The 23331-nt window shown below is 50.1% G+C and carries 16 protein-coding genes; 9 read left to right on the forward strand and 7 right to left on the reverse strand.

Annotated features, from left to right (window positions below):
• Positions 1–58: 58 nt before the first annotated feature.
• Both trkA and dxs read right to left on the reverse strand, forming a co-directional pair.
• Positions 59–1399 carry a Trk system potassium transporter TrkA gene (trkA, locus tag B5F34_RS05315; protein ID WP_087335831.1) on the reverse strand — a complete coding sequence of 447 codons (1341 nt, stop codon included), beginning with the start codon at positions 1397–1399 and terminating at the stop codon, positions 59–61.
• Positions 1400–1405: 6 nt separating this feature from the next.
• Positions 1406–3301, reverse strand: coding sequence for a 1-deoxy-D-xylulose-5-phosphate synthase (gene dxs, locus B5F34_RS05320; protein WP_087335833.1), 1896 nt, complete (start codon positions 3299–3301; stop codon positions 1406–1408).
• A 439-nt stretch (positions 3302–3740) separates the two neighbouring features.
• On the opposite strand from dxs, the gene B5F34_RS05325 reads away from it, so the two are divergent.
• The 5 genes from B5F34_RS05325 to B5F34_RS05345 all read left to right on the forward strand — a co-directional run bounded on the left by B5F34_RS05325 (position 3741) and on the right by B5F34_RS05345 (position 11787).
• Positions 3741–4748, forward strand: a complete 1008-nt coding sequence (locus B5F34_RS05325) for a GSCFA domain-containing protein (protein ID WP_087335835.1) — start codon at positions 3741–3743, stop codon at positions 4746–4748.
• On the forward strand, positions 4712–7207 hold the full coding sequence (locus tag B5F34_RS05330) for a bifunctional UDP-N-acetylmuramoyl-tripeptide:D-alanyl-D-alanine ligase/alanine racemase (RefSeq protein ID WP_087335837.1): 2496 nt from the start codon (positions 4712–4714) through the stop codon (positions 7205–7207). The genes B5F34_RS05325 and B5F34_RS05330 overlap by 37 nt, the downstream gene beginning before the upstream one ends.
• 144 nt (positions 7208–7351) lie before the next feature.
• Positions 7352–7567 carry a twin-arginine translocase TatA/TatE family subunit gene (tatA, locus tag B5F34_RS05335; protein WP_087335839.1) on the forward strand — a complete coding sequence of 72 codons (216 nt, stop codon included), beginning with the start codon at positions 7352–7354 and terminating at the stop codon, positions 7565–7567.
• A 10-nt stretch (positions 7568–7577) separates the two neighbouring features.
• A complete protein-coding gene (gene tatC / locus B5F34_RS05340) occupies positions 7578–8399 on the forward strand; it encodes a twin-arginine translocase subunit TatC (protein ID WP_087335842.1) in 822 nt (273 codons plus the stop codon).
• Entirely contained in the window at positions 8386–11787 is a 3402-nt protein-coding gene (locus B5F34_RS05345; protein WP_087335846.1) for an AAA domain-containing protein, read from the forward strand. Before tatC ends, B5F34_RS05345 begins: the two co-directional genes overlap by 14 nt.
• A gap of 203 nt (positions 11788–11990) precedes the next feature.
• On the opposite strand, the gene dinB is transcribed toward B5F34_RS05345, so the two are convergent.
• Positions 11991–13073 carry a DNA polymerase IV gene (gene dinB, locus B5F34_RS05350; protein ID WP_087335910.1) on the reverse strand — a complete coding sequence of 361 codons (1083 nt, stop codon included), beginning with the start codon at positions 13071–13073 and terminating at the stop codon, positions 11991–11993.
• 14 nt (positions 13074–13087) lie between these two features.
• On the reverse strand, positions 13088–14431 hold the full coding sequence (locus B5F34_RS05355; protein ID WP_087335848.1) for an MATE family efflux transporter: 1344 nt from the start codon (positions 14429–14431) through the stop codon (positions 13088–13090).
• A 632-nt stretch (positions 14432–15063) separates the two neighbouring features.
• Here B5F34_RS05355 and B5F34_RS05360 point away from each other — a divergent pair.
• Positions 15064–16017 carry an acetylornithine carbamoyltransferase gene (locus B5F34_RS05360; RefSeq protein WP_087335850.1) on the forward strand — a complete coding sequence of 318 codons (954 nt, stop codon included), beginning with the start codon at positions 15064–15066 and terminating at the stop codon, positions 16015–16017.
• A 246-nt stretch (positions 16018–16263) separates the two neighbouring features.
• A complete protein-coding gene (gene nhaD, locus B5F34_RS05365; RefSeq protein WP_087335853.1) occupies positions 16264–17610 on the forward strand; it encodes a sodium:proton antiporter NhaD in 1347 nt (448 codons plus the stop codon).
• A gap of 68 nt (positions 17611–17678) precedes the next feature.
• On the opposite strand, the gene B5F34_RS05370 is transcribed toward nhaD, so the two are convergent.
• From B5F34_RS05370 to B5F34_RS05380, 3 genes are all read right to left on the reverse strand, one after another.
• Complete coding sequence (locus B5F34_RS05370; RefSeq protein WP_087335855.1) at positions 17679–18107, reverse strand: transcriptional repressor; 429 nt, start codon at positions 18105–18107, stop codon at positions 17679–17681.
• 5 nt (positions 18108–18112) lie between these two features.
• The gene (locus B5F34_RS05375) at positions 18113–19972 is read right to left on the reverse strand and encodes a heavy metal translocating P-type ATPase (protein WP_239448820.1); all 1860 of its coding nucleotides are present in this window, start codon (positions 19970–19972) and stop codon (positions 18113–18115) included.
• 363 nt (positions 19973–20335) lie between these two features.
• A complete protein-coding gene (locus B5F34_RS05380; protein ID WP_087335858.1) occupies positions 20336–21217 on the reverse strand; it encodes a hypothetical protein in 882 nt (293 codons plus the stop codon).
• A 204-nt stretch (positions 21218–21421) separates the two neighbouring features.
• Between B5F34_RS05380 and phnX the strand changes: the two genes are divergently transcribed.
• Positions 21422–22216, forward strand: a complete 795-nt coding sequence (phnX, locus tag B5F34_RS05385) for a phosphonoacetaldehyde hydrolase (protein WP_087335860.1) — start codon at positions 21422–21424, stop codon at positions 22214–22216.
• A gap of 12 nt (positions 22217–22228) precedes the next feature.
• A complete protein-coding gene (gene phnW, locus B5F34_RS05390) occupies positions 22229–23314 on the forward strand; it encodes a 2-aminoethylphosphonate--pyruvate transaminase (RefSeq protein ID WP_087335863.1) in 1086 nt (361 codons plus the stop codon).
• Positions 23315–23331 lie beyond the last annotated feature (17 nt).

The following is a 23331-nucleotide window of genomic DNA, read 5'->3' on the forward strand; positions in this document are numbered from 1 at the left end:
TAAATGTCCGTTTGCTATCTCCAGATAACAAAAGGCTTAAATTTTACACTATTTTGTTTTAATTAAAAAACTTTTCTATCTTCTTTATCATCATGCTCAGGCAGAAAACCACTACATGGTCGCCTGGCTGAATCAGTGTGTTACCCATTACGACAACGCCTTCGCCATTGCGTATCAGGCCTCCGATGGTCACTCCTTTGGGGAATCCCAGATCTTTTACGGGGTGTTTTGTGATAAGGGATCCTTCTTTTACCGTAAATTCTGCCACATCTGCATTGGCGAAGGTCAGACACTTTACGTTGCTTACATCTGCGTCCAGCATCATCTGGTATATGTGGCTGGCTGTTATCATTTTTTTGTTGATGACCGATCCGATGTCTAAGCTTTCGGCCATACCGATGTAGTCAATGTTTTCTACTTCGGCCACAGTTTTGCTTACTCCCATGCGTTTGGCAGCCAGGCAGGCCAGGATGTTTGTCTCTGAGTTGCCGGTCAGGGCTACGAAAGCCTCCGTATTTTTCAGTCCTTCTTCCACCAACAGGTCCATGTCGCGGCCATCGCCGTTGATAATCATGGTTCTGTCGTCCAGCAGTTCTGTCAGGCGGTTGCACCGGTTCAGGTCGTTATCTACTATTTTTACCTGCATATAGTCGGGTACATATTGCGCGGTGCGCACGGCAATGCGGCTTCCTCCCATAATCATGACGTTTCGCACATCTACGTAATCTTCTTTACCGGTGATTTTACGTACGTAGGGCAGGAATTTGCGGGTGGTGGTAAAATATACGATGTCGTTCAGCCGGATGGCATCATCGCCTCGGGGTATCAGTGTTTCGTTGCCCCGTTTGATGGCTACTACGTGGTAGGGCAAGTTGGGACCTCCCAGTTTGTAGAGCGGCACGTCCAGTATTTCGGCTTTTTCGCGCATTTTGGTACCAATCAGGATAAGTGCGCCCCCATAGAATTCCCACCATTGCCGTACCCAGCTCATGCGGATAGACGATACGATTTCTTTGGCGGCCAGCATCTCCGGATAGATGAGCGAGTCTACGCCCAGTTTGTGGAAAAACTCCTTGTTGCGGGGGAGCAGGTATTCATAATTATCTATGCGTGCCACTGTCTTTTTGGCTCCCAGGTTACTGGCCAACATACACGCTGTCATGTTACGGCTTTCGTCGGGAGTAACGGCAATGAAGAGGTCGGCGTCTTTGGTGCCTACCTCTTCCAGCCCTTTGATGGAAGTGGGCGAAGCCACTATAGTCATCAGGTCGAAGTTGGAACTGAGCGCGCTGAGTCTCTCCTCGTTGTCGTCCATCAGAGTGATGTTCTGTTTTTCGCGCGACAGCAGCTTTGCCAGATGGGTGCCTACTGCTCCGGCACCTGCGATGATGATTTTCACGTCGTTTTATTCTAATTGTTTCACAATGTCGTCTTCATCCATGTGGCAGATGTGATACAGCTCCTGCACCGTGCCGTGTTCCACGAACATGTCGGGCACTCCGATGCGTTTGACCTGCGGGGTGTATCCGTGGTCTGCCATAAACTCCAGTATGGCACTACCCATACCTCCTTTGCGTACTCCGTCTTCTATGGTGACGATGCGTTGGAAGCGGCGGCCTATTTCGTGCAGCATTTCCTCGTCCAGCGGTTTGAGGAAACGCAAGTCGTAGTGGGCTATGGAAAGTCCTTTCTCGGTCTCGGCCCGAGCAATAGCGAGTGCGGCCGTATTGCCTATGGGGCCTATGCTGATGACTGCCAGATCGGTTCCGTCTTTCAGTTTCCGTCCTTTCCCGATAGGAATTTCTTCCAGCGGGCAGCGCCAGTCGGTCAGCACCCCCCGTCCGCGCGGATAGCGGATGACGAAAGGCCCCTTGTCGGGCAATTGTGCCGTGTACATCAGCCGACGCAGCTCATGTTCGTTCATGGGCGAGGCGATGGTCAGGTTGGGGATGGGGCGGAAGTAAGCCAAGTCGAACACACCGTGGTGCGTAGGCCCGTCTTCGCCCACCAGTCCTGCCCGGTCTAAGCAGAGCACTACAGGAAGGCGCAGCAGGGCGATGTCGTGTATCACGTTGTCGTAGGCCCGTTGCATGAACGAGGAATAGATGTTGCAGAAAGGTTGCAGGCCTTCCTTGGCCATGCCTCCGGAGAAAGTGGCGGCATGCCCTTCGGCGATGCCTACGTCGAAGGCCCGGTCGGGCATGGTTTCCATCAGCTTGTTCATGGAGCAACCGGTAGGCATGGCAGGAGTTACGCCTACGATACGTGGATTTTGCTGCGCCAGTTCCACCAAGGTTTCGCCGAATACGTCCTGATAGAGTGGGGGAAGTCCGTCATCGTCAGTCGTATATCGTTCTCCGGTTTCGGGATTGAAGCGTCCGGGCGCATGCCATGTGCCGGGGTCTTTTTCGGCGGGAGCGTAGCCTTTGCCTTTTATGGTATGCAGGTGCAGCAGTTTGGGACCTTCCAAGTCTTTGATGTCGTGCAGCACCCGTGCCAAGTTTTTCACATTGTGTCCGTCGATGGGGCCGAAATAGCGTATATTCATCCCCTCGAAGATGTTCTGTTGCTGGGCTGCCATTGATTTCACGCTGTTGGTAAAGCGGATAAGGGCCTTGCGCCGTTCTTCGTTGAGTATGCCGGTTTTGAAGAGCAGGCGTTCCAGCTTGAACCTCAGCTGGTTGTAGCGGTTGCTGGTGTTGAGGTTGAACAGATATTGGCGCATGCCACCCACGCTGCGGTCGATGGACATGTCGTTGTCGTTGAGTATGATGAGCAGGTTGTTGGGGGTGGAAGAAGCGTTGTTGAGCCCTTCAAAGGCCAGTCCTCCGCTCATGCTCCCGTCGCCGATTACTGCCACCACGTGCCGGTCGTTTTCGCCTTTGCGTGCAGCAGCCACAGCCATGCCGAGTGCTGCCGAGATGGAGTTGGAAGCATGTCCGCAGGCAAACGTGTCGTATTCGCTTTCGCAGGGCGAAGGGAAGGGACGTATGCCTTTCAGCTTCCGGTTGGTGCAGAAAGTATCCCGCCGTCCCGTAAGTATTTTGTGCCCGTATGCCTGGTGCCCTACATCCCATACGATGCGGTCGTAAGGGGTATTGAACACATAGTGCAGAGCCACGGTCAGCTCCACCGTGCCCAAGCTGGCAGCAAAGTGCCCGGGGTTGCGCGACACCTCTTCGATGATGTCTTCCCGCAGTTCGCGGCACACCTCAGGCAATTGGTCGGGTGCCAGTTGCCGCAGGTCGGCGGGCGAGTTTATGGTATTCAGCAGGCTGTATTTTGTTGGTTCTATTCCCATGTTTCTTATTCCTTAACAGAGCGCAAAAATAGCAAAAAGAAATAGGATGCGCGCCCATTAGACCAAAAAAATGACCGCAGGACCTCTCTTTCTTGGGTAATGAGGAAGAAGAGTGGAGAAGCAGAATGAGCTATGTATCTCTTAGAGAAAGGGTTGTCTCGTATATAGATGAAGTCTGCTGCTAAAGTATAAGGATGCTGCTGCTAAAGTATAAGGAATCTGCCTCCAAAGTATAGGCAAGGAATCTGTGGGCTTGCCTGTAAAAAAGGATAACCTGCCATCTTGAACAGATTCCTGTACTCTGCATCGTCTGTATCTGAATAGTTTCCGTTTACACTTTGCCGGTTGATGGCAGCATTTATGTTTCATTCTTCTTTTTTTCCATTCTTTATTTTTCCTTTTTGCGTATCTTTGCATCCCGTTAGAACTTGTGTACATTATGCTCAAACTCACCACTTCTGTCGAACGTCCTGCCCATTGCCCGTGCATCGACTACCGTCATACCCTCTTGCTTCTCGGGTCCTGTTTTGCCACCCACATCGGTGAGCGGTTGGAAGAAGCCAAGTTCCGGTGCGATGTCAATCCTTACGGCGTGCTCTACAACCCCTTGTCCATAGCTACTGCCCTGCGCGAGATGGTGGCCCGAAAAGTCTATATTGAAGCTGACCTCTATGAACACCAGGGGCTCTGGCACAGTCCCATGCACCACGGCGACTTCTCGGCGCCCACCCATGACGAAGCATTGGCGCGCATCAATGGCAGGCTTGCCCAAGCGTCGGACGAACTGGACCGGTTGGATTTCCTGCTGCTAACGTGGGGCACAGCCTGGGTGTATGAAGACCGCAAGACGGGGCGTGTGGCAGGCAATTGCCACAAGCTGCCCGAATCGTGCTTCCGGCGAAGACGCCTGTCGGTCGACGAGATTGTTGCCGATACCGTATCGCTGCTCTCAGGACTGGTAGCACGCAGCAACGGACGCCTGAGGGTGGTGCTCACAATCAGCCCCATCCGTCATGTGCGCGATGGCCTGCATGCCAACCAACTTAGCAAGGCCACCCTGCTGCTGGCGGCAGAGCAAGTGGCAGAGGCATTTCCGGACCATGTGTTTTATTTCCCTGCCTACGAGTTGCTGATTGATGAATTGCGTGACTACCGTTTCTTTGCCGACGACCTGGTGCATCCCTCACTCTTGGCCGTGCAATACGTCTGGGAACATTTTGCCGACTGGTGTCTTGCTCCCGAAACTGCCTCTGTCCGACAAGAATGTGAAGAAATACGTAAGGCGCTGTCACATAGACCGCTACGACCCAAATCGGAACAGTATAAGCGTTTTTTAGGACAAATAGTGTTAAAAATAGAGCGACTTAACGGAAAATATCCGTACTTAGACTTCAAAAACGAAAAAGAAACATGTCATATTCTATTGAACAAATCAGCGAAATCATAGGTGCGCAGCGTGTGGGAGACGCGCCTGCTACCATCGACTGGCTGCTTACCGACAGCCGCTCACTCAGTTTTCCCGAAGCCACTCTTTTCTTTGCCTTGTCTTCCAAGCGCAATGACGGGGCGCGCTATATACCGGACCTCTACATCCGTGAGGTGCGCAATTTTGTCATCAGTCGCGAAACTTATAGCCAGATGGAAGAAGAAGGCGCATTCGGTGGCATTCATCCCGATGCCAACTACCTGGTGGTGCCCCATCCGCTGAAGGCATTGCAGAAACTTGCCGAACAACACCGCTCCCGTTTCCAGATTCCCGTCATCGGCATTACGGGCAGCAACGGCAAGACAGTTGTGAAAGAATGGCTCTACCAATTGCTGGGACCGGACAGGCCCACCGTGCGCTCCCCCCGCAGCTACAACTCGCAGATAGGTGTACCTCTTTCCGTGTGGCGTCTCGATGAAGGAGCCGAACTGGCTATCTTTGAGGCTGGAATCTCCGAACCGGGAGAGATGAAGGCGTTGGAGAGCATCATTAAGCCTACTATCGGCATACTGACCAATATCGGCGGGGCGCACCAGGAAAACTTCTTTTCTTTGCAGGACAAGTGTCAGGAGAAGTTGTCGCTCTTCAGAGACTGTGACGTGCTGATATATAACGGTGATGACGAGTTTATCAGCAGTTGTGTGGCAAGGTCTCTGCTTTCTGCCCGTGAGATAGCCTGGAGCAGGAAAGATGTGGATAAGCCGCTTTTCATCAGCAAGGTGGAGAAGAAAGATGACTGTACCCTGATTAATTACCGCTATCTGGATATGGACCATTCATATACCCTGCCGTTTATTGATGATGCTTCTATCGAAAACTCGCTCAACTGCCTGGCAGCATGTCTTTATCTGATGCTGCCCCCCGAACGCATCAGCGAGCGTATGGCACACCTGGAACCGGTGGGGATGCGTCTGGAGGTGAAGGAAGGCAGGAACGGTTGCCTGCTGATTAACGACAGCTACAACTCGGACCTCGTGTCGCTGGACATTGCCCTTGACTTTCTCTACCGCCGCTCGCTGACAACCAGCCTGAAGCGTACGCTGATTCTTTCTGATATTCTCGAAACCGGGCAGAATGCGGCGATGCTTTACCGTCAGGTGGCACAATTGTTGGAGAGCCGCCATGTGGAACGCATCATCGGGGTAGGGAAGGAATTGTGCGAACATGCCGGACGTTTTGGTATAGAGAAAGCTTTTTATGCCGATACCGATGCTCTGCTGCGTGCTTTGCAGAAGGGAGAACTGCGTCTGGAAAACGAGATTGTCCTGATAAAGGGGGCACGCAGGTTTGGTTTCGATGACCTGGCCGAGGTGTTGGAGAAGAAGGTGCATGAAACTATTCTGGAAGTCAATTTAGGTGCGATGGTAGAGAACCTCAACTGGTATCGTTCCCTTCTGAATCCCGGTGTGAAGATGACGTGCATGGTGAAGGCTTCGGCTTATGGGGCTGGTTCTTATGAAATAGCAAAGACCCTGCAGGAACACCGGGTGGACTATCTGGCAGTGGCTGTGGCCGACGAAGGTTCGGAGTTGCGTAAGGCGGGTATCACTACCAACATTCTTATCATGAATCCGGAGATGACGGCTTTCAAAACCATGTTCGATTACCATTTGGAACCGGAAGTATACAGTTTCGGGCTGCTCGATGCGCTGGTGCGTGAGGCCGAGAAGCAGGGTATCACCAATTATCCCATTCACATCAAGATAGACACAGGTATGCACCGCTTGGGCTTTTTGCCCGAAGAAATTCCTGCTCTGACAGAGTGTCTCAAAGGACAGGATGCGGTGATAGTCCGTTCTGTCTTTTCTCATTTGGTTGGAAGCGATTCGGTGCAGTTCGACGATTTCACCCGGCAGCAGATAGCCATATTCGAGGATGCCTCTGCCCGGTTGCAGGCTGCATTTCCTCATAAGATATTGCGTCATATTTGCAATTCCGCAGGCATCGAGCGTTTTCCCGAAGCACAGTTTGATATGGTGCGCCTGGGCATCGGTCTCTATGGCATTAACCCCATTACCAATGCCGTCATGCACAATGTCAGTTCGCTCTACACCACTATTTTGCAGATACATGAGGTGCCGCAGGTGGATACGGTGGGGTATAGCCGCCGAGGACGTCTGACAAGGCCTTCACGCATTGCTGCCCTGCCTATCGGATATGCCGACGGCTTAAACCGTCACTTGGGCAACGGTCATGCCTATTGCCTGGTGAATGGTAAAAAGGCCCCTTATGTGGGCAACATCTGTATGGATGTCTGCATGATAGATGTGACCGACATTGACTGCAAGGAAGGAGACAGGGTGGAAATCTTCGGCGACCACTTGCCGGTGACCATACTTTCCGATGCCCTGGATACTATTCCCTACGAGGTGCTGACCAGTGTTTCCACGCGGGTAAAGCGCGTATATTATCAGGATTAGGCGATTTTTTTGTACCTTTGCATCTGTTACAGTTGCAGCAGACGAACTGCTGGTTGAAGAGAATAGGCTGTAGCTCGTTTTTCAGGGTGTCTTGCCTGTAAATTCATAGCTAATGATGTTATATTAAAAAACTGTTGTGTGATTATGTCTGAGTTATTGTTAATGAATTTATTGCCCAGTGGTTCCGAGTGGCTTATCATTCTGGTAGTTTTTCTGCTGCTTTTCGGCGGTAAGAAGATTCCCGAACTGATGCGCGGGCTGGGCAAGGGAGTGAAAAGCTTCAAGGAAGGAGTAAATGAGGCCAAGGAGGAAATAGAAAAGGCCAAGGATGAGGTAAACGAACCGTCGGACAAAAAGTGAACAGACGGACGTGGCAGACAAGGATTTGACATTTTGGGACCACTTGGATGTGTTGCGGCATGCGCTGATTCGCATCCTGGTGGTGTGGTTCATCCTGGCGGTGGGCTATTTTGCAGCTATGCCTTATCTGTTCGATAAGGTAGTGATGGCACCTTGCACGGACGACTTCGTATTTTATGAACTGCTACGCCGGATAGGAGAGACGTTGCATTTGCATGGCGACTTCTTTACGGAAGAGTTTCGCGTCAGGTTGGTGAATATCAATTTGGCTGCGCCTTTTTTCATCCACATGTCTACGGCTTTCTGGATGTCGGTGGTCACGGCTGCGCCCTACCTGTTTTACGAAGTCTGGCGTTTCGTCAGCCCGGCACTCTATCCGGGTGAGATGCGGGGCGTGCGCAAAGCCTTGTGCGTGGGCACGGTAATGTTTTTTGTTGGTGTGTTGTTAGGCTATTTTATGGTTTGGCCGCTCACGTTGCGTTTCCTCTCCACTTATCAGCTGAGCACGTTGATAGAAAACCAGATATCTCTTAATTCCTACATAGACAACTTTATGATGTTGGTTCTGTGTATGGGATTGGCGTTTGAGTTGCCTTTGGTTACTTGGCTGCTCTCTTTGTTGGGGGTGGTCAACCGGGCTTTCCTACGTAGATACCGTCGCCATGCGGCTGTTGTCATCGTAATATTGGCAGCCGTTATTACCCCTACGGGAGACCCTTTCACGCTTTCGGTCGTGGCCATTCCCCTGTACTTGCTTTATGAACTGAGTATCCTGATGGTAAAAGACAAGCCCCAAGACACGGAAGAAAGGAGAGAGAATGCAGATAGATGAGGCGGTAGAAGCCCGTGAATGCTATGACCTGTTGACAGCAGTGTGTAGCGAAGGCGTGTTGCCTCTGGCAGCTGCTTACCGCCGTATGCGCGAGATGTTGGAGCATTTGTGTCAGGCAAAGGCCCAAGACGGTTCTTTTTTGCAGATGACCGACTTGGCTGCCCGTATCAACTACGTGTCAGCTCAACTGAGCCTTTCCGTGGTGGAGCAAAACCGTTTGCACACTTTCCGCTTGGCATCCAACGACATCCTGAACCGTCGTGCCGAGCCTACAAAGGAACATCTGTTGCGTGATGCCAAGACACTGGCTTTTTTTGTCAGGCGCTTGACAGGGCAGACTATTCCCGAAAGCTTGTACCGGCTTCTTCCCCAGGCAGATGCTACCTACATCGTTTCTCCTCCCGCCAAGGGACACCGAAAACGATTGCGGGTTACTTATCAATATGCCCAAGGAGGTTTTCTCTATGTGCTTCCTTCCGATGTGCCGGTCGACGGACCGTTGCGTGTGCGTTGTCATGTGCCCCAGGTGAATGATGAATTCGATGAAACCTGCCGTTGCCTCTGGCAGGGGGCACAACTCAACTTGTTGGATGTCAACGTGGATGAGTCTGGTGTACTGACTCCTTCTTTCCTTATTCTGGAACCCGATTATCTGATTGACATCAGTACACTGGCCGAATGCTTTAAAGATTATGGACATCATCCGGCCAATTATCTCTTGATGCGTCTCCAACCGGTAGGGAATACCCGGCCTTTGCTGTTGGGTAACATTGTGAACCTTTTTCTGGATGAATGGATTCATGCGCAGGACGAACCCGATTACATGGCGTGCATGAAAAAGGCTTTCCGTCGATACCCCATAGAATTGGCTGCTTGTACCGATTTGCGCGACAGAGATGTGGAGCGTACCTTTTTCGAGGATTGTAAGAAGCATTTTGAGCATCTCCGTACGATTGTGCGCGAAACTTTTCAGGCATCCGGCTATGAGTTAGACCGTACGGATGCTGTCTTGGAACCTTCGTACATCTGCGAGGCATTAGGGCTACAGGGACGGCTGGATTATATGCAGCGCGACTTGAGTTCGTTTATTGAGATGAAGTCGGGCAAAGCGGATGAGTACAAAATCAGCGGCAAAATAACTCCGAAGGAGAATAATCTGGTGCAGATGCTGCTCTATCAGGCAGTGCTGGAGTATTCTTTGGGGAAAGACCACCGACAAGTAAGGCCTTATCTGCTTTATACGCGTTATCCGTTGCTTTATCCTGCACGGGCATCGTGGGCCATGTTGCGCCGGGTGATGGATGTGCGTAACCGCATTGTGGCTACCGAATATGGCATACAGTTGCATAATGATCCTCGTTACACTGCCGACCGGTTGAAGGACATCAATTCGGGAACACTGAACCAGGGTGCTTTGGACGGAGTATTGTGGAAACGTTACCTGGCTCCGGGCATTGATGCTATCAGAAAGCGGCTGGATGACTTGTCGCCATTGGAAGCCGATTATTTTTATTCTCTCTACAATTTCATTACCAAAGAACTTTATACCTCTAAATCGGGCGATGTGGAGTATGAAGGGCGTACGGGTGCCTCTTCACTTTGGCAGTCTACATTGGCAGAGAAGATAGAAGGGGGTGAAATACTCTACAATCTCAGCATTTGCAGGAATCATGCGGCCGATGCCCATAAGCCATACTTGTGTCTGAAGCGTGAAAGTGGTTCTGGAATGGGCGAGGCGCCCTTGCCAAACTTCCGGCAAGGAGATGCTGTCGTGTTGTATGAGCGCAATGAAGATGCCGATGATGTGACCAACAGGTTAGTTTTCAAAGGTAATATTGAGCAAATATCCGATACGGAGGTCCGTATGCGCCTGCGGGCCACTCAGCAGAATGCAGGTGTTTTGCCGGCAGGTAGCCTGTATGCCATGGAGCATGATTACATGGATACTTCTTTCCGTAGCATGTATAACGGTTTGGCCACTTTCCTGACGGCTACCCGGCGTCGGCGCGATTTGTTGCTAGGACAACGTATGCCTGAGTTTGATACGGTTTATGATGAGGCCATAGCTGCGGCTGAGGATGATTTTCAGCGTATCGTGCTAAAGGTACGTGCTGCCCGAGACTATTTCTTGCTGATAGGTCCTCCCGGTACAGGTAAAACCTCCCGCGCATTGCGGGGCATGGTCGAGTCCTTTCATGCTGAGGGCAGGCAGATTTTGCTATTGTCTTATACCAACCGGGCTGTGGATGAGATTTGTAAAATGTTGACCTCCATCCAGCCAGCCATCGATTTCATACGCATTGGAAGTGAGTTGTCGTGTGAGGAACTTTACAGACCCTATCTGATAGAAAATGTGTTGGCAGATTGTCCGAATCGTCGGACCGTGCAAGAGTGCATTGCCCGTTGTCGTATATTTGTAGGCACGGTGGCTACGCTCTCTTCCAAGACAGAACTATTTCGACTGAAAACTTTTGATGTTGCTTTGGTGGATGAGGCTACCCAGATTCTGGAGCCGCAGTTGCTGGGACTGTTGTGTTTGCGCAATGAGGAGGGAACCGATGCCATCGGCAAATTTGTTCTGATAGGAGACCACAAACAGTTGCCAGCCGTGGTGTTGCAGTCGTCTGCCCAGTCGGAGATACACTCGGAAAGGCTGCGTGCCATCGGACTGACGAATTGGAAGGACTCGTTGTTTGAGCGGCTCTACCGTACCGTATCGCAGACTGATAGCGAGAAACGTTCGTACGATATGTTGTGTAGGCAGGGGCGTATGAATGAAGAAGTAGCTATGTTTCCTAATCAGGCATTTTATGGAGGCTTGCTGCAGACCTGCGGTCTGTCGCATCAGAGTGGCACGTTGACACTGGCTCCTCAACTGGCTGGCAGCGAATATGCCAGCCTGATAACCCGGCGTGTTGCTTTTCTGCCTTCTTGTGCAGAGCCGATAGCCCAATCAGCCAAGGTAAATCATTCGGAAGCCCGCTTGGTGGCGCGGTTATCTGCTGCAGTTTATGCACAGTATGCAGGAACAGAGGGATTCGATTCTCTGAAAACCTTAGGCATTATTACTCCTTATCGCAGTCAGATAGCTTTGATAAAGAAAGAACTGGCAGCTTTGCATATTCCGGCTTTGGAAGATGTGCTGATTGATACGGTAGAGCGCTTTCAGGGAAGCGAGCGTGATGTTATTATCTATTCTTTTTGTGTCAATCGTCCTTCACAGCTCAAATTCTTAGCCAATCTGACCGAGGACAATGGTGTGCTTATCGACCGTAAGCTGAATGTGGCACTGACCCGTGCCCGCAAGCAGATGTTTATGACCGGAGTGCCCGAATTGTTGAATTTGAATCCGATTTATAGGCAGTTGCTGCAAGCTTGTGGCTGCTAAGAATGAGGAAATGAGTTAATTTTAGCAAATATTAAGTCGCTGTTTCATCTTTATAACATTGCAATATCGCTTATCCCAATGAGAATGTGTACTTTTGTACACGTTTTTTTCATAGAGATTTAGATTTAAGGTTAGAAAAATTGTGGAAGTCGGGAGACTTCCACTTTTTTATGTCCCTCTCAGTCTGATGTTCTTACCGTTCCCTAATCTTTAAATTCCAACCATAATTGTTCCCACACCCCCCGGCGGTCTTCTTCTTCGTGCGGATTGGATACGGAGAGTCCGATGAGGCGGATGGGATGTTCTGCATAATCCACTTCTTTCAAAAGTTGTTTGGCGAGGGGGAGGATGGTATCGAGGGTAGTCAGCTCACGATTTTGCGTCAGGCTGCGGGTAATTTGTCGGAAGTCATGGAATTTGATTTTAAGAGTCAGCGTGTTGCCGCGGAAGTCTTTGTTTTCCAGACGGTGTACCAGTTCGACAGCTACATGATAAAGCTCAATGATGACCGAAGCGCGGTTGGAGATGTCTTTTTCCAGTGTGCGTTCACAACCGATGGATTTACGGATACGCACTGCCTCGACGAGACGGTTGTCTATGCCGCGGGCAAACTGGTAGTAAAGAATACCTGCCTTGCCGAACTCGCGGGTGAGGTACTCTTGGGAGCAGGCACGGAGTTGTTGGCCGTTGTGTATGCCGAGAGCATGCATACGTTTGGCTGTCACAGGGCCTACGCCCCAGAAACTTTCAATAGGCAGACGGGCGATAAACTCCAGAGCCTGGTCGGGATGGATGGTGCATAGCCCGTCGGGTTTCCGGTAGTCTGAAGCGATTTTGGCCAGAAACTTGTTGTAGGACACACCGGCGGAGGCAACCAAGTGGAGACGTTCGCGGATTTTCTGTTTGATTTCCTTTGCGATGTCCACGGCAAGAGCGATACCCGGCTTGTTTTCGGTGACATCGAGAAAGGCCTCATCCAGCGAAATAGGTTCGATGAGGTCGGTATATTCATGGAAGATGTCGTGTATCTGGCGCGATACCTCCTTGTAAACTTCCATCCGTCCATGCACGAAAATAAGTGAAGGACAAAGACGCTTGGCTTTCTGCGACGACATGGCGGAGCGCACGCCATAGCGTCGGGCTTCGTAGCTGGCAGCTGCTACCACCCCCCGCTCTTCGGCATGTCCCACAGCGATGGGCTTTCCTCTCAGTTCGGGATGGTCGCGTTGTTCTACCGAGGCATAGAAGGCGTCCATGTCGATGTGGATGATTTTCCGTTCTGTCAGCAGCCGGTCTTCCATCAGCGTCTCACTAATTTGATTTTCTTGTAAACATACAAGAAGGCAGGGATGAGGAAAGCATCAGCAAAAATCCATGCCGTAGAGTCACCGCAACACACAGCCACGTAGCCGAAAGCCGGAACTGCCCATACGCTGACCAGCACACGGGCTATCATCTCGGATACACCGGAAAGCATGGCCAAGTTGGTGAATCCGGCTCCCTGGATGGTATAACGCAGGATGCAGAGCAAGCCCAATACCGGAAAGAAGGAAACCGAAATATGCAGGAATAAGGCTGTATCTTTCAATATCTCCGTCTCTGAAGCATCGACAAAGAGCAGAGCCAGTTCGCGGGAGCCGAACATCAGCACGCAGAAGGTGAAAACCCAGTAGACCAGAGCCATTGCCGCAGCTGCCTTGACGCCCTGCATGATGCGTTCGGGACGTCCGGCACCGTAGTTCTGTCCGGCAAAGGTGGCCATGGCGATGCCCAGGCTTTCGAAGGGACACATGAAGAACATCTTGATGCGCATGGCGGCGGTGAAGGCTGCCACGCAAGCTGTGCCCAGGGCATTGTTGGCACTCTGTAACATGATGCTGCCGATGGCGGTGATGGAAAACTGCAATCCCATCGGGACGCCTATACCCAGCAGGGTGCGGGCGATGGGACGGCTGAAGCGCCGTTCGTCGGGTGTGGTACGAAGGATGTCGAAACGGCGCATCATATAAAGGTAACACAACAAGGCAGAAACGCCCTGCGAGAAAACGGTTGCAATGGAAGCACCGGCCACGCCCCAGCCGAGCACCAGAATGCAGAACAGGTCGAGCACGATGTTGAGTACGGCTGCCAGCAGGAGAAACCAAAAAGGCGTCTTGCTGTCGCCCAGCGCACGGATGATGCTGGACAGTAGATTGTAGAAGAAAGTACAGGGGATGCCGATGAAGGTGATAAGCAGGTAGGCGTATGCTTCGTCGAAGATGTTTTCGGGCGTACGCATCAGCCGCAGGATGTCGTCGCACCAGATTCCTGTGATAAGCGCAAGCACCACAGACATGACTGCCGCCAGTTGTAGGCTGACTATCACGCAGCGGCGCATCGTGCTGTAGTCGCGGGCACCGAACTTCTGCGCTACCGGGATGCCGAAACCTCCGCAGCAGCCGTTGCAGAACCCCAGTATCAGAAATACTACCGATGAACTGGCTCCCACCGCAGCCAGCGAATTAATGCCCAGAAACTTGCCGACAATGGCGGCATCTACCAGCGAATAGGTCTGCTGCAACAGGTTTCCCATCAACAGGGGCAGCGTGAAATAGAATATTTGCGGAAATATCCGTCCTTCGGTCATTTCCTTTATGACAGCCATGTGTTATCCTCCTTGTTTATAAAAACTGCGCAAAAGTAAGAAAAAAACATGAATGCCCGCAACATGCCTGCCGAAAGATTAGTTACGTTTGGGTACACCGGAAGATATTCTTCATCAGCATCCCTGCTGCCTCCCAAGCTATAAGGGGGAAATCTCCAAGCTATAAGAAGCAGCCTTTTAAGCTATATGGAGCGGCTTTCCAAGGTATAAGAGGCAAACGCGTGGTTGTCAGTGAGATATGGGACGGGTTGTGTCGGTAGAATGTCTGCGGGGAAGGGGGTGAAGCACTTCTTTATGCCAATCTCATATTTTTCTTGTCTGCAACAGATTCATATTTCATTAATTAACCGTATCTTTGACCCAGCATTGGCATGTTGGAGCAGATGAACGCATGTACGGCGTTAGGGGGCATGCTGGATTCAGACAGGGAAAGACGGAGGATAGGGCATTGGTCTGGAGACAGACAGAAAGTCGCGCTCTTACCGCCACTGACAGTGGTTCTCCTTCTTCCTCTCAAGGCAGTTCCCTTGTTGGAGAAAGAGGAATGATTTCTATGCTTGGTGCTTGATATGTGCTCGGTGCAGATAGAATTTGTCAGATGATTTAATTAACAAAGATACATTAGTAATATTATGAAGAATTTTACTTGCGTGCAGGACATTGGCAACCTGAAGACTGCACTGGACGAAGCTTTTGAAATAAAGAAAGACCGTTTCAAATACGTTGACCTGGGGCGTAACAAGACGCTCCTGATGATATTCTTCAATTCCAGCTTGCGTACGCGGCTCAGCACCCAGAAAGCCGCCATTAACTTAGGCATGAATGTCATCGTGCTCGACATCAATCAGGGAGCTTGGAAATTGGAAACTGAGCGCGGTGTTATTATGGACGGCGACAAACCCGAACATTTGCTGGAGGCCATCCCGGTGATGGGATGCTATTGCGACATTATCGGTGTACGTTCGTTTGCCCGTTTCGAAAATCGAGAGTATGACTATAATGAAGTCATCCTCAACCAGTTTATCAAGTACTCTGGTCGTCCGGTCTTTTCGATGGAGGCTGCTACACGCCATCCGCTGCAAAGCTTTGCCGACCTTATCACCATTGAGGAGTATAAGAAGAAACCTCGGCCCAAAGTGGTCATGTCGTGGGCGCCGCATCCTCGTCCACTGCCACAAGCTGTGCCCAATTCATTTGCCGAATGGATGAATGCCACAGATTATGAGTTTGTCATCACCCATCCCGAAGGGTATGAGCTCGACCCTCAGTTCGTGGGACATGCCCATGTGGAATATGACCAGATGAAAGCTTTTGAAGGGGCTGACTTTGTTTATGCCAAGAGCTGGGCTGCCTATACGGGCGATAACTACGGACAAGTGCTCAGCAAAGACCGCTCGTGGACAGTGAGTGACCGTCAGATGGCGGTTACCAACAATGCCTATTTTATGCACTGTCTGCCGGTACGGCGCAACATGATTGTGACGGATGATGTGATAGAAAGCCCTCAATCTATTGTCATTCCCGAAGCAGCTAACCGTGAGATTTCGGCTACGGTCGTATTGAAACGGATGCTGGAAGATTTATAAGAAGGTATGTAATCTGTTTTTCTCTGTTTTTCAATAACGTAAGGGTATGCCGACGTACATGGTGGTTTGTTGGCATGCCCTTTTTGTTTTTGCCCGCCTGCCTCATTTGTGTGGAGACTTCTCGGAAAACGCGAAAATGATGAAACTTCACAGGAAATTCTTGGTGGAAAACCTTTAAATATCGGAAATGATTATTATTTTTGCGAATCAGAAAACACAATTTATTAATCTTAAAAACTAAGTTACATGTCAACAATTACACTCGCAATCATTATTGTGTTCGTGATAGGATACATGTGTATTGCTTTGGAAACATTAACAAAGGTCAACAAAGCTGCCATTGCTTTGCTGATGCTGGTTGCCTGCTGGACACTTTATATGTTCGACCCTGGCAATTTCCCTGCAGGAATTACTTCATCCGGTATTGCTTCGGTGGCAGGTGGAGTCATTGAAGGGCATTTGGGCAGTACTGCCACCACGCTGTTTTTCCTGATGGGCGCCATGACCATTGTAGAAACCGTAGACCAGTACGGCGGCTTCAATTTTGTGCGCAACATGCTGAAGACCCAAAGTAAACGGGGACTCTTGTGGCGTATTACCATTATGACTTTCTTCCTTTCGGCCATTCTGGACAACATGACTACCGCTATTGTGATGGTCATGATTCTGCGCAAGTTGGTGTCCGACCACAAAGACCGGCTGATTTATGCTTCGCTGGTTATCATCGCAGCCAATTCCGGTGGTGCGTTTTCTCCTATTGGCGATGTGACAACCATCATGCTTTGGAATAAGAGCCTTGTTACGGCAGCAGGAGTCATCAAGGAACTGTTCATCCCCTCGCTCGTTTCGATTGCCATACCGGCCTATATCCTGTCTTTGTCGCTCAAGGGAAACTTGGCGGCAGATACCGGTGAAAGCACAGAAATAGTTAACAATGGGCTGACGGAAAGCCAGCGCAAGATTGTATTCTGGGTAGGTGTAGGCGGACTTATCTTTGTGCCTATTTTTAAGTCTATCACGCATGTGCCTCCTTTTGTAGGCATTTTGTTGGTACTGGGAGCCTTGTGGCTGGTGACAGAACTGTTTTACCGTAGCCAGGGCGAACATGCCGAAGGCAGCAGCACACAGAAAAGAATCAGCAATATCATCTCACGCATCGACATGAGTACCATTCTTTTCTTCTTAGGTATTCTGATGGCTGTTTCCTGCCTGCAGGAGATAGGTGTGCTGGCTACGTTGGGCGAAGGCTTGAATGACATCTTCGACGGCAATCATTACCTTATTACAGGCATTATCGGTGTATTGTCCAGTATTATTGACAATGTTCCTCTGGTAGCCGGCTGTATGGGTATGTATCCGTTGGCCGAGGTAGGTGACATGGCACAAGACGGCATTTTCTGGCAGTTATTGGCTTATTGTGCTGGTGTGGGTGGCTCTATGCTCATCATTGGTTCGGCAGCTGGCGTAGTAGTCATGGGACTGGAGAAAATCACTTTCGGCTGGTACATGAAGCGCATTACTTGGATTGCTTTCGTCGGCTACGTGGCTGGTATATTGGTTTACTGGGTAGAGAAGTCTGTTCTGGGACTGTAAAGTGCCCTTGATGAATAAAGCGGGAAATCCCTGGGGATGTAGGTAATCATCCCTGGGGATTTCTCTATTTAACCCTTTCGGGCCGCACATTCCGGGCAGATACCCTTTAATACGTAATTAATGCTTTCGATGGTGAATCCCTCTGGCAGTTTGACCATTGGAGCCGGAAGATTGGTGAAACAGAATGTGCGGTTGCAGCATTCGCAGTGAAAATGCGTATGCAGGTCGGCTACATCACACGAGCAGGTATCACCACAGACTGCATACTTAAATGAGCCGGTACCATCGTCAATGCTGTGAATTAGATGATGTCCCAGAAAAAGAGTCAATGTACGGTAGATTGTCGATTTGTCTACCGTGTCGAGCATATTGTCCAAGTCGGCTAATGACACAGACTGCTTGGCCTGCATCATGGCATCCAACACCAGCAGACGGATAGCCGTGGGCGGTATGTCGCGTCGGGCCAGCATATCCAAGTATTTTTTTTCATCTTTCATAAGCGCTATTTTATGATTCTTTGCAGCCGTATGGCGTTCAGAATAGCCAGTACAGCCACTCCTACGTCGGCAAATACAGCTTCCCACAAAGTAGCCATGCCGCAAGCTCCCAGCAAGAGTACCGCCAGTTTGATGCCCAGTGCCATTGCGATGTTTTGCCAGATGATGCGCCGTGTCAGTCGTCCGGCGCGAATGGCAGTGGCAATTTTCGATGGCTGGTCGGTCTGTAAGACTACGTCGGCCGTTTCAATGGCAGCGTCACTGCCCAGTCCTCCCATGGCTATGCCCACATGACTTAGAGCCAGCGAAGGCGCATCGTTGATACCGTCGCCTACAAAGGCAATGCAGCGTGACGGGTCTTTTTTCAATTCTTCGAGGTGCTGCATTTTGCCATCGGGCAACAGGTCACCGTAGGCTTGCGTGATGCCCAATCGGGCAGCAAAGTTACTCACAATTTCCTGTTTGTCGCCCGAAAGTATCTGAATATTTTGAATGTCCAGTGCTTTCAAGGCAGTAATGGCTTGCGGGGCATCTGCTTTCAGTGTGTCTGCCAATAGTAGCGTGCCCGCATATTGCCCGTTGACAGCACAAACTACCCGTGTGCCCATGTCCGTCTGAAGGGAAGAAGGGCAGGGTATGTGGTATTTTTCCAGCAGCCGTTGATTGCCAACCAGTATGTGTTGTCCGTTGATGTCTGCTTCCAGTCCGTAGCCGGCGGTTTCTTTTACCTCGCTTAGGGGATAAGGAGTAATGCCGCACTGTGCGGTGTAAGCCGTCACGGCTTTGGCTATGGGGTGCGTACTGTTTTGTTCCATACTGGCCACCAGTTTCAGCAATTGCTTTTCATCCATGCCTTCGGCTGGTTCGCACCGTTGCACATCGAAGGTGCCTCGCGTCAGCGTACCGGTTTTGTCGAATACTACGGTGTTGATGTGTGTAATGGCATCCAGGTAATTACCTCCCTTGAAGAGAATGCCCAACCTGGAAGCTGCTCCAATGCCGCTGAAGTATCCCAACGGAATGCTGACCACCAGCGCACAGGGGCAGGAGATGACGAGGAATACCAGTCCTCGGTACAGCCAGTCACTGAAGATATAGGAAAAGGAGGGATGTATGAACGACCAGAGATAAGGCAACAATACAATAAGTATAGCCAGTCCCGTTACGGTCGGTGTATAGATGCGGGCAAAACGGCGGATAAAGAGTTCGGCAGGTGCCTTGCGTTCGCTGGCATCCTGCACCATTTTTAGAATGCGCGATAGGGCGCTTTGCTCGAAAGGCCTGGTCACTACAAGTTTCACTACGCGGTCGGTTGCTATCATGCCAGCCAGTACCTCTCCGTCTTGGTGGATATTGCGGGGCAAGCTTTCTCCGGTCAGTGCCGAAGTGTTGAAAGCAGCCGTTTCGTTCAGCAGGATACCGTCCAAAGGAACGCGTTCGCCTGTTTTTACTTCAATCACTTCTCCCGTTTGTACTTCTCGCGGATTGACTTTGCTTTCTTTCCCGTTGCGGATGACAGTTGCTGTTTCGGGCCGCACGTCCAGCAATGCACGAATGTTGTGCTTAGCTTGATGGACAGCCTTATCCTGGAACCATTCTCCCAATGAATAGAACAGCATGACTGCCACTCCTTCGGGATATTCCCCGATGTAGAATGCGCCGATGGTGGCAAGTGTCATCAGCGTAAATTCGTTGAATACACTTCCTTTCTTCAGATTCTCCCATACTTCTTTCATTACCGGCAGCCCCACGGGCAGGTAGGCAGCCAGATACCATAGTAAGCGGATGTGCAGGTCTTGAAAGAAAGTCGTGTCGGCTCCTCCCAATCCGATGCCTGTGAAGAGCAATAAGGCAGAAACTCCCATGCGGAAATAGGCCCGACGGTTTGCTGCCTCCTCGCCGTGGCTGTGTCCTTGGCATTCCGAGGAGGTCTCATCATGATTGCAACAACAATGTGCCATATCTTTTGATTGTTTATTGTTTTTTCCTGGGGCAAAGATACGGCATATCGGTTGCAACCTGGTTGCAAAGCGCGCGGGTATATGTATATATGTCTGGAAAAAGAGCCAGCTTTGTTTGCATGATGCATGTTTTCAGCATGTTACGTCTAATATATAACAAGCCGGCTTCTGATATACAACGAGCCGGCTGCTAATATATACGCACTTCGTTCTTCATATATTAGCAGCCGGTCCGTTGTATGCAGATAGCAAAAGGGGGAATGATTTCTATATTTCCAGCAGTCTTTTTTCTTTCTCCAAGTCGTGTTCATTCAGTTGAGGCGAAGGCACAGTACACGTCTTGATGCAGTCTTCTGGCTGACAGGTATAGTTGTAATAGGGCAGCAGTTCTTCTGTCAGTTCTTCTTGAGGCACCAACCGTCCCTTCATTTCCAGGAAATCTTCCATCGAACAACTGTCCGAATGCTTGATGAAGACGATGCGGCGGGCTATGGGATTGCGGTTGTAATCCAGGCTGAGATATAGCCCTTTCAGCAAATGTGGAAAGTCATACATGGGCAGTTGCAAGTAGATGGTAAACAAGGCCATTTGCGGCATTTCGCGTTCGTTGAACATCAGGTAGGCCGTCTGGTGGTTGTTGAAGAGGGCGATGCCTGTATGGGTTGTGTTGTAAGCGCTCATGTGAATCACTTTCACATAATCGTTCTTTTCGGAAGCCGTGATGAGGTAAGGTTCTACTTTCAGGGTGTTGGAAGACGAAGAGAGGCTATAACTGATGTAGATGCCATTGTAGTTATAGGCTTCTTGGGCTGAGCGTGGCATCTCTTCGTTCAGCATGTTCAGGAGGGGATTGTCCTTCAGGCCGACAGCAGGAACGGGCTCCAGCTCGAACAATTTTTCTTTCAGTTCGCTCAGCGAACCCAGCAGCCGTTTTTTCGATACGTTGTTCACTTGAGCGAGGGCATAATCCAGGGCCTCTTCCCGGTTGCTCCCTTTTTTCAGGCTGCTGATGTAGTTGGGCAACACGTTGGAATATAAAGATGAAAGTACGCTGGCTGCCATGTTGGTGTAGTCGGCCATTTCTTTCATTTTCACACCGTTGTTGCGTAAGTATTCAATGCGTCTGTAAATTTCCAGTAAATCTTCCATACTATTCGATTGCTTCTTTTCTTAAAATTCCAAAGAAACAGCCTTTTTGTTGCATCGTCATGGCATTAATATTTCATTAATGTTACATTATAAAAGTCTATCCCCAAAAAGGCTTATTAATAATGGAAATTCATTTTTCCAGTCGTGGTATGGCCTTATCTTTGCCACCAGAAATCAGAAACACAATATACAATAGAAGAATCAATGAAAAAGATTGAATGCATCATTATGGATTGGGCGGGCACCGCGGTAGATTATGGCTGTTTTGCTCCCGTGGCCGCCTTTGTAGAGAGCTTTAAGGCAGCCGGTGTCGAAGTTACGCCGGCCGAGACGCGCACTTATATGGGACTCACCAAGATTGAGGAGGTGCGTGCCTTGTTTGAGATTCCTCGTGTCAAAGAAGAATTCCGTGCCCGTTATGGACGCGACTATAACGATGCTGATGTGCAGGCGCGCTATGCCGAATTCCAGCGTGTACTCTTTGCTACGCTGGAAGACTATGCCGCTCCCATTCCCGGTGTGCCCGAAGTTATTGCCCGGTTGCGTGCCCAGGGCATCAAGGTGGGCTCCACCACGGGTTATACCCGCGAGATGATGGACGTCGTGATTCCTGCTGCCGAACGTATGGGCTATAAGATTGATGCTTGTGTGACCTCAGATTGCTTGCCCGCCGGTCGTCCTTATCCTTATATGATATATCAGAATATGATAGAATTGGCCATTCCTTCGGTGGATTGCGTAGTGAAGTACGGTGATACGATAGCCGATATAAAGGAAGGTGTCAATGCCAAAGTCTGGACGGTAGGTGTCATTCTGGGCAGCAATGAACTGGGGCTGACGGAAGAAGAAACTGCAGCTTTGCCTGCCGAGGAACTGGAGAAACGTAAGGCTGACGTGCGTCGTCGTATGCTGGAGGCTGGTGCGCATTATGTGGTAGACAGCATCGAGCAGTTGCCTGAAGTCATTGAAGATATTAACCAAAAATTAGCTAACGCATAAATTCAATTCATCATGAGACCTTATTTGTTACTTACCCCCGGTCCTTTGACTACGACAGACACAGTAAAACAAGCCATGCTGATGGACTGGTGCACTTGGGATGAAGATTATAACGTACACATTGTGCAGGAAATACGTCGCCAACTCGTAGAACTGGCTACGCAGCATCCTGACGAATATACCTCTATCCTGCTGCAAGGAAGCGGTACCTATTGTGTAGAGTCGGTTATCGGCTGTGCCATCAAGCCGACCGATAAGCTCCTCATACTGAGCAACGGCGCATATGGCGACCGCATGGGGCATATTGCCGAATACTACCACCTCAACTACGATATATTGTCTTTTGACGAGACGGAGCAGGTGTCTTTGAGTTATGTAGATGATTACTTGGCCCATAATGCTGACATTACTCACGTGGCCATTGTGCATTGCGAAACTACAACCGGCATTCTCAACCCGTTGAAAGATGTCGCTCATTTGGTAAAGATGTACGGCAAACGTCTCATCGTCGATGCCATGAGCAGCTTCGGTGGCATTCCGCTGGATGTGTACGACTTGGGCGTTGACTTCCTTATCAGCAGTGCTAATAAATGTATTCAAGGGGTTCCTGGTTTCGGCTTTATTATTGCCCGCCGTTCCGAACTGATGCGTTGCAAAGGTGTGGCACGTTCCCTCTCTTTGGATATCTACGACCAGTGGGAAACAATGGAAAAGGGACATGGCAAATGGCGTTTTACTTCGCCCACACATGTGGTACGTGCTTTTAAACAAGCATTGGAGGAGTTGGATGCCGAAGGAGGCGTTGAAGCTCGCCACGCGCGCTACTGCAAGAACCACGATACGCTGGTGTCTGGCATGCGTTCGCTGGGTTTCCAAACCCTGTTGCCAGATGACGTACAGTCGCCTATCATTACTTCCTTCCTTTATCCGGAAGAAGGCTTCAATTTCAAAGATTTCTACGGAAAGCTGAAAGAACGCGGCTTTGTCATCTATCCGGGTAAAATCTCACAGGCTGATACTTTCCGTATCGGTAACATCGGTGATGTTCATCCGCAGGATTTCGAAAAGCTGATTGAGGCAGTGCGGGAAATCCGCTGAAGATAGAGCATGCAGTC

Origin of the sequence: Mediterranea sp. An20 (assembly GCF_002160055.1) — a bacterium.
In the GTDB taxonomy this organism is placed as follows: domain Bacteria; phylum Bacteroidota; class Bacteroidia; order Bacteroidales; family Bacteroidaceae; genus Bacteroides; species Bacteroides avicola.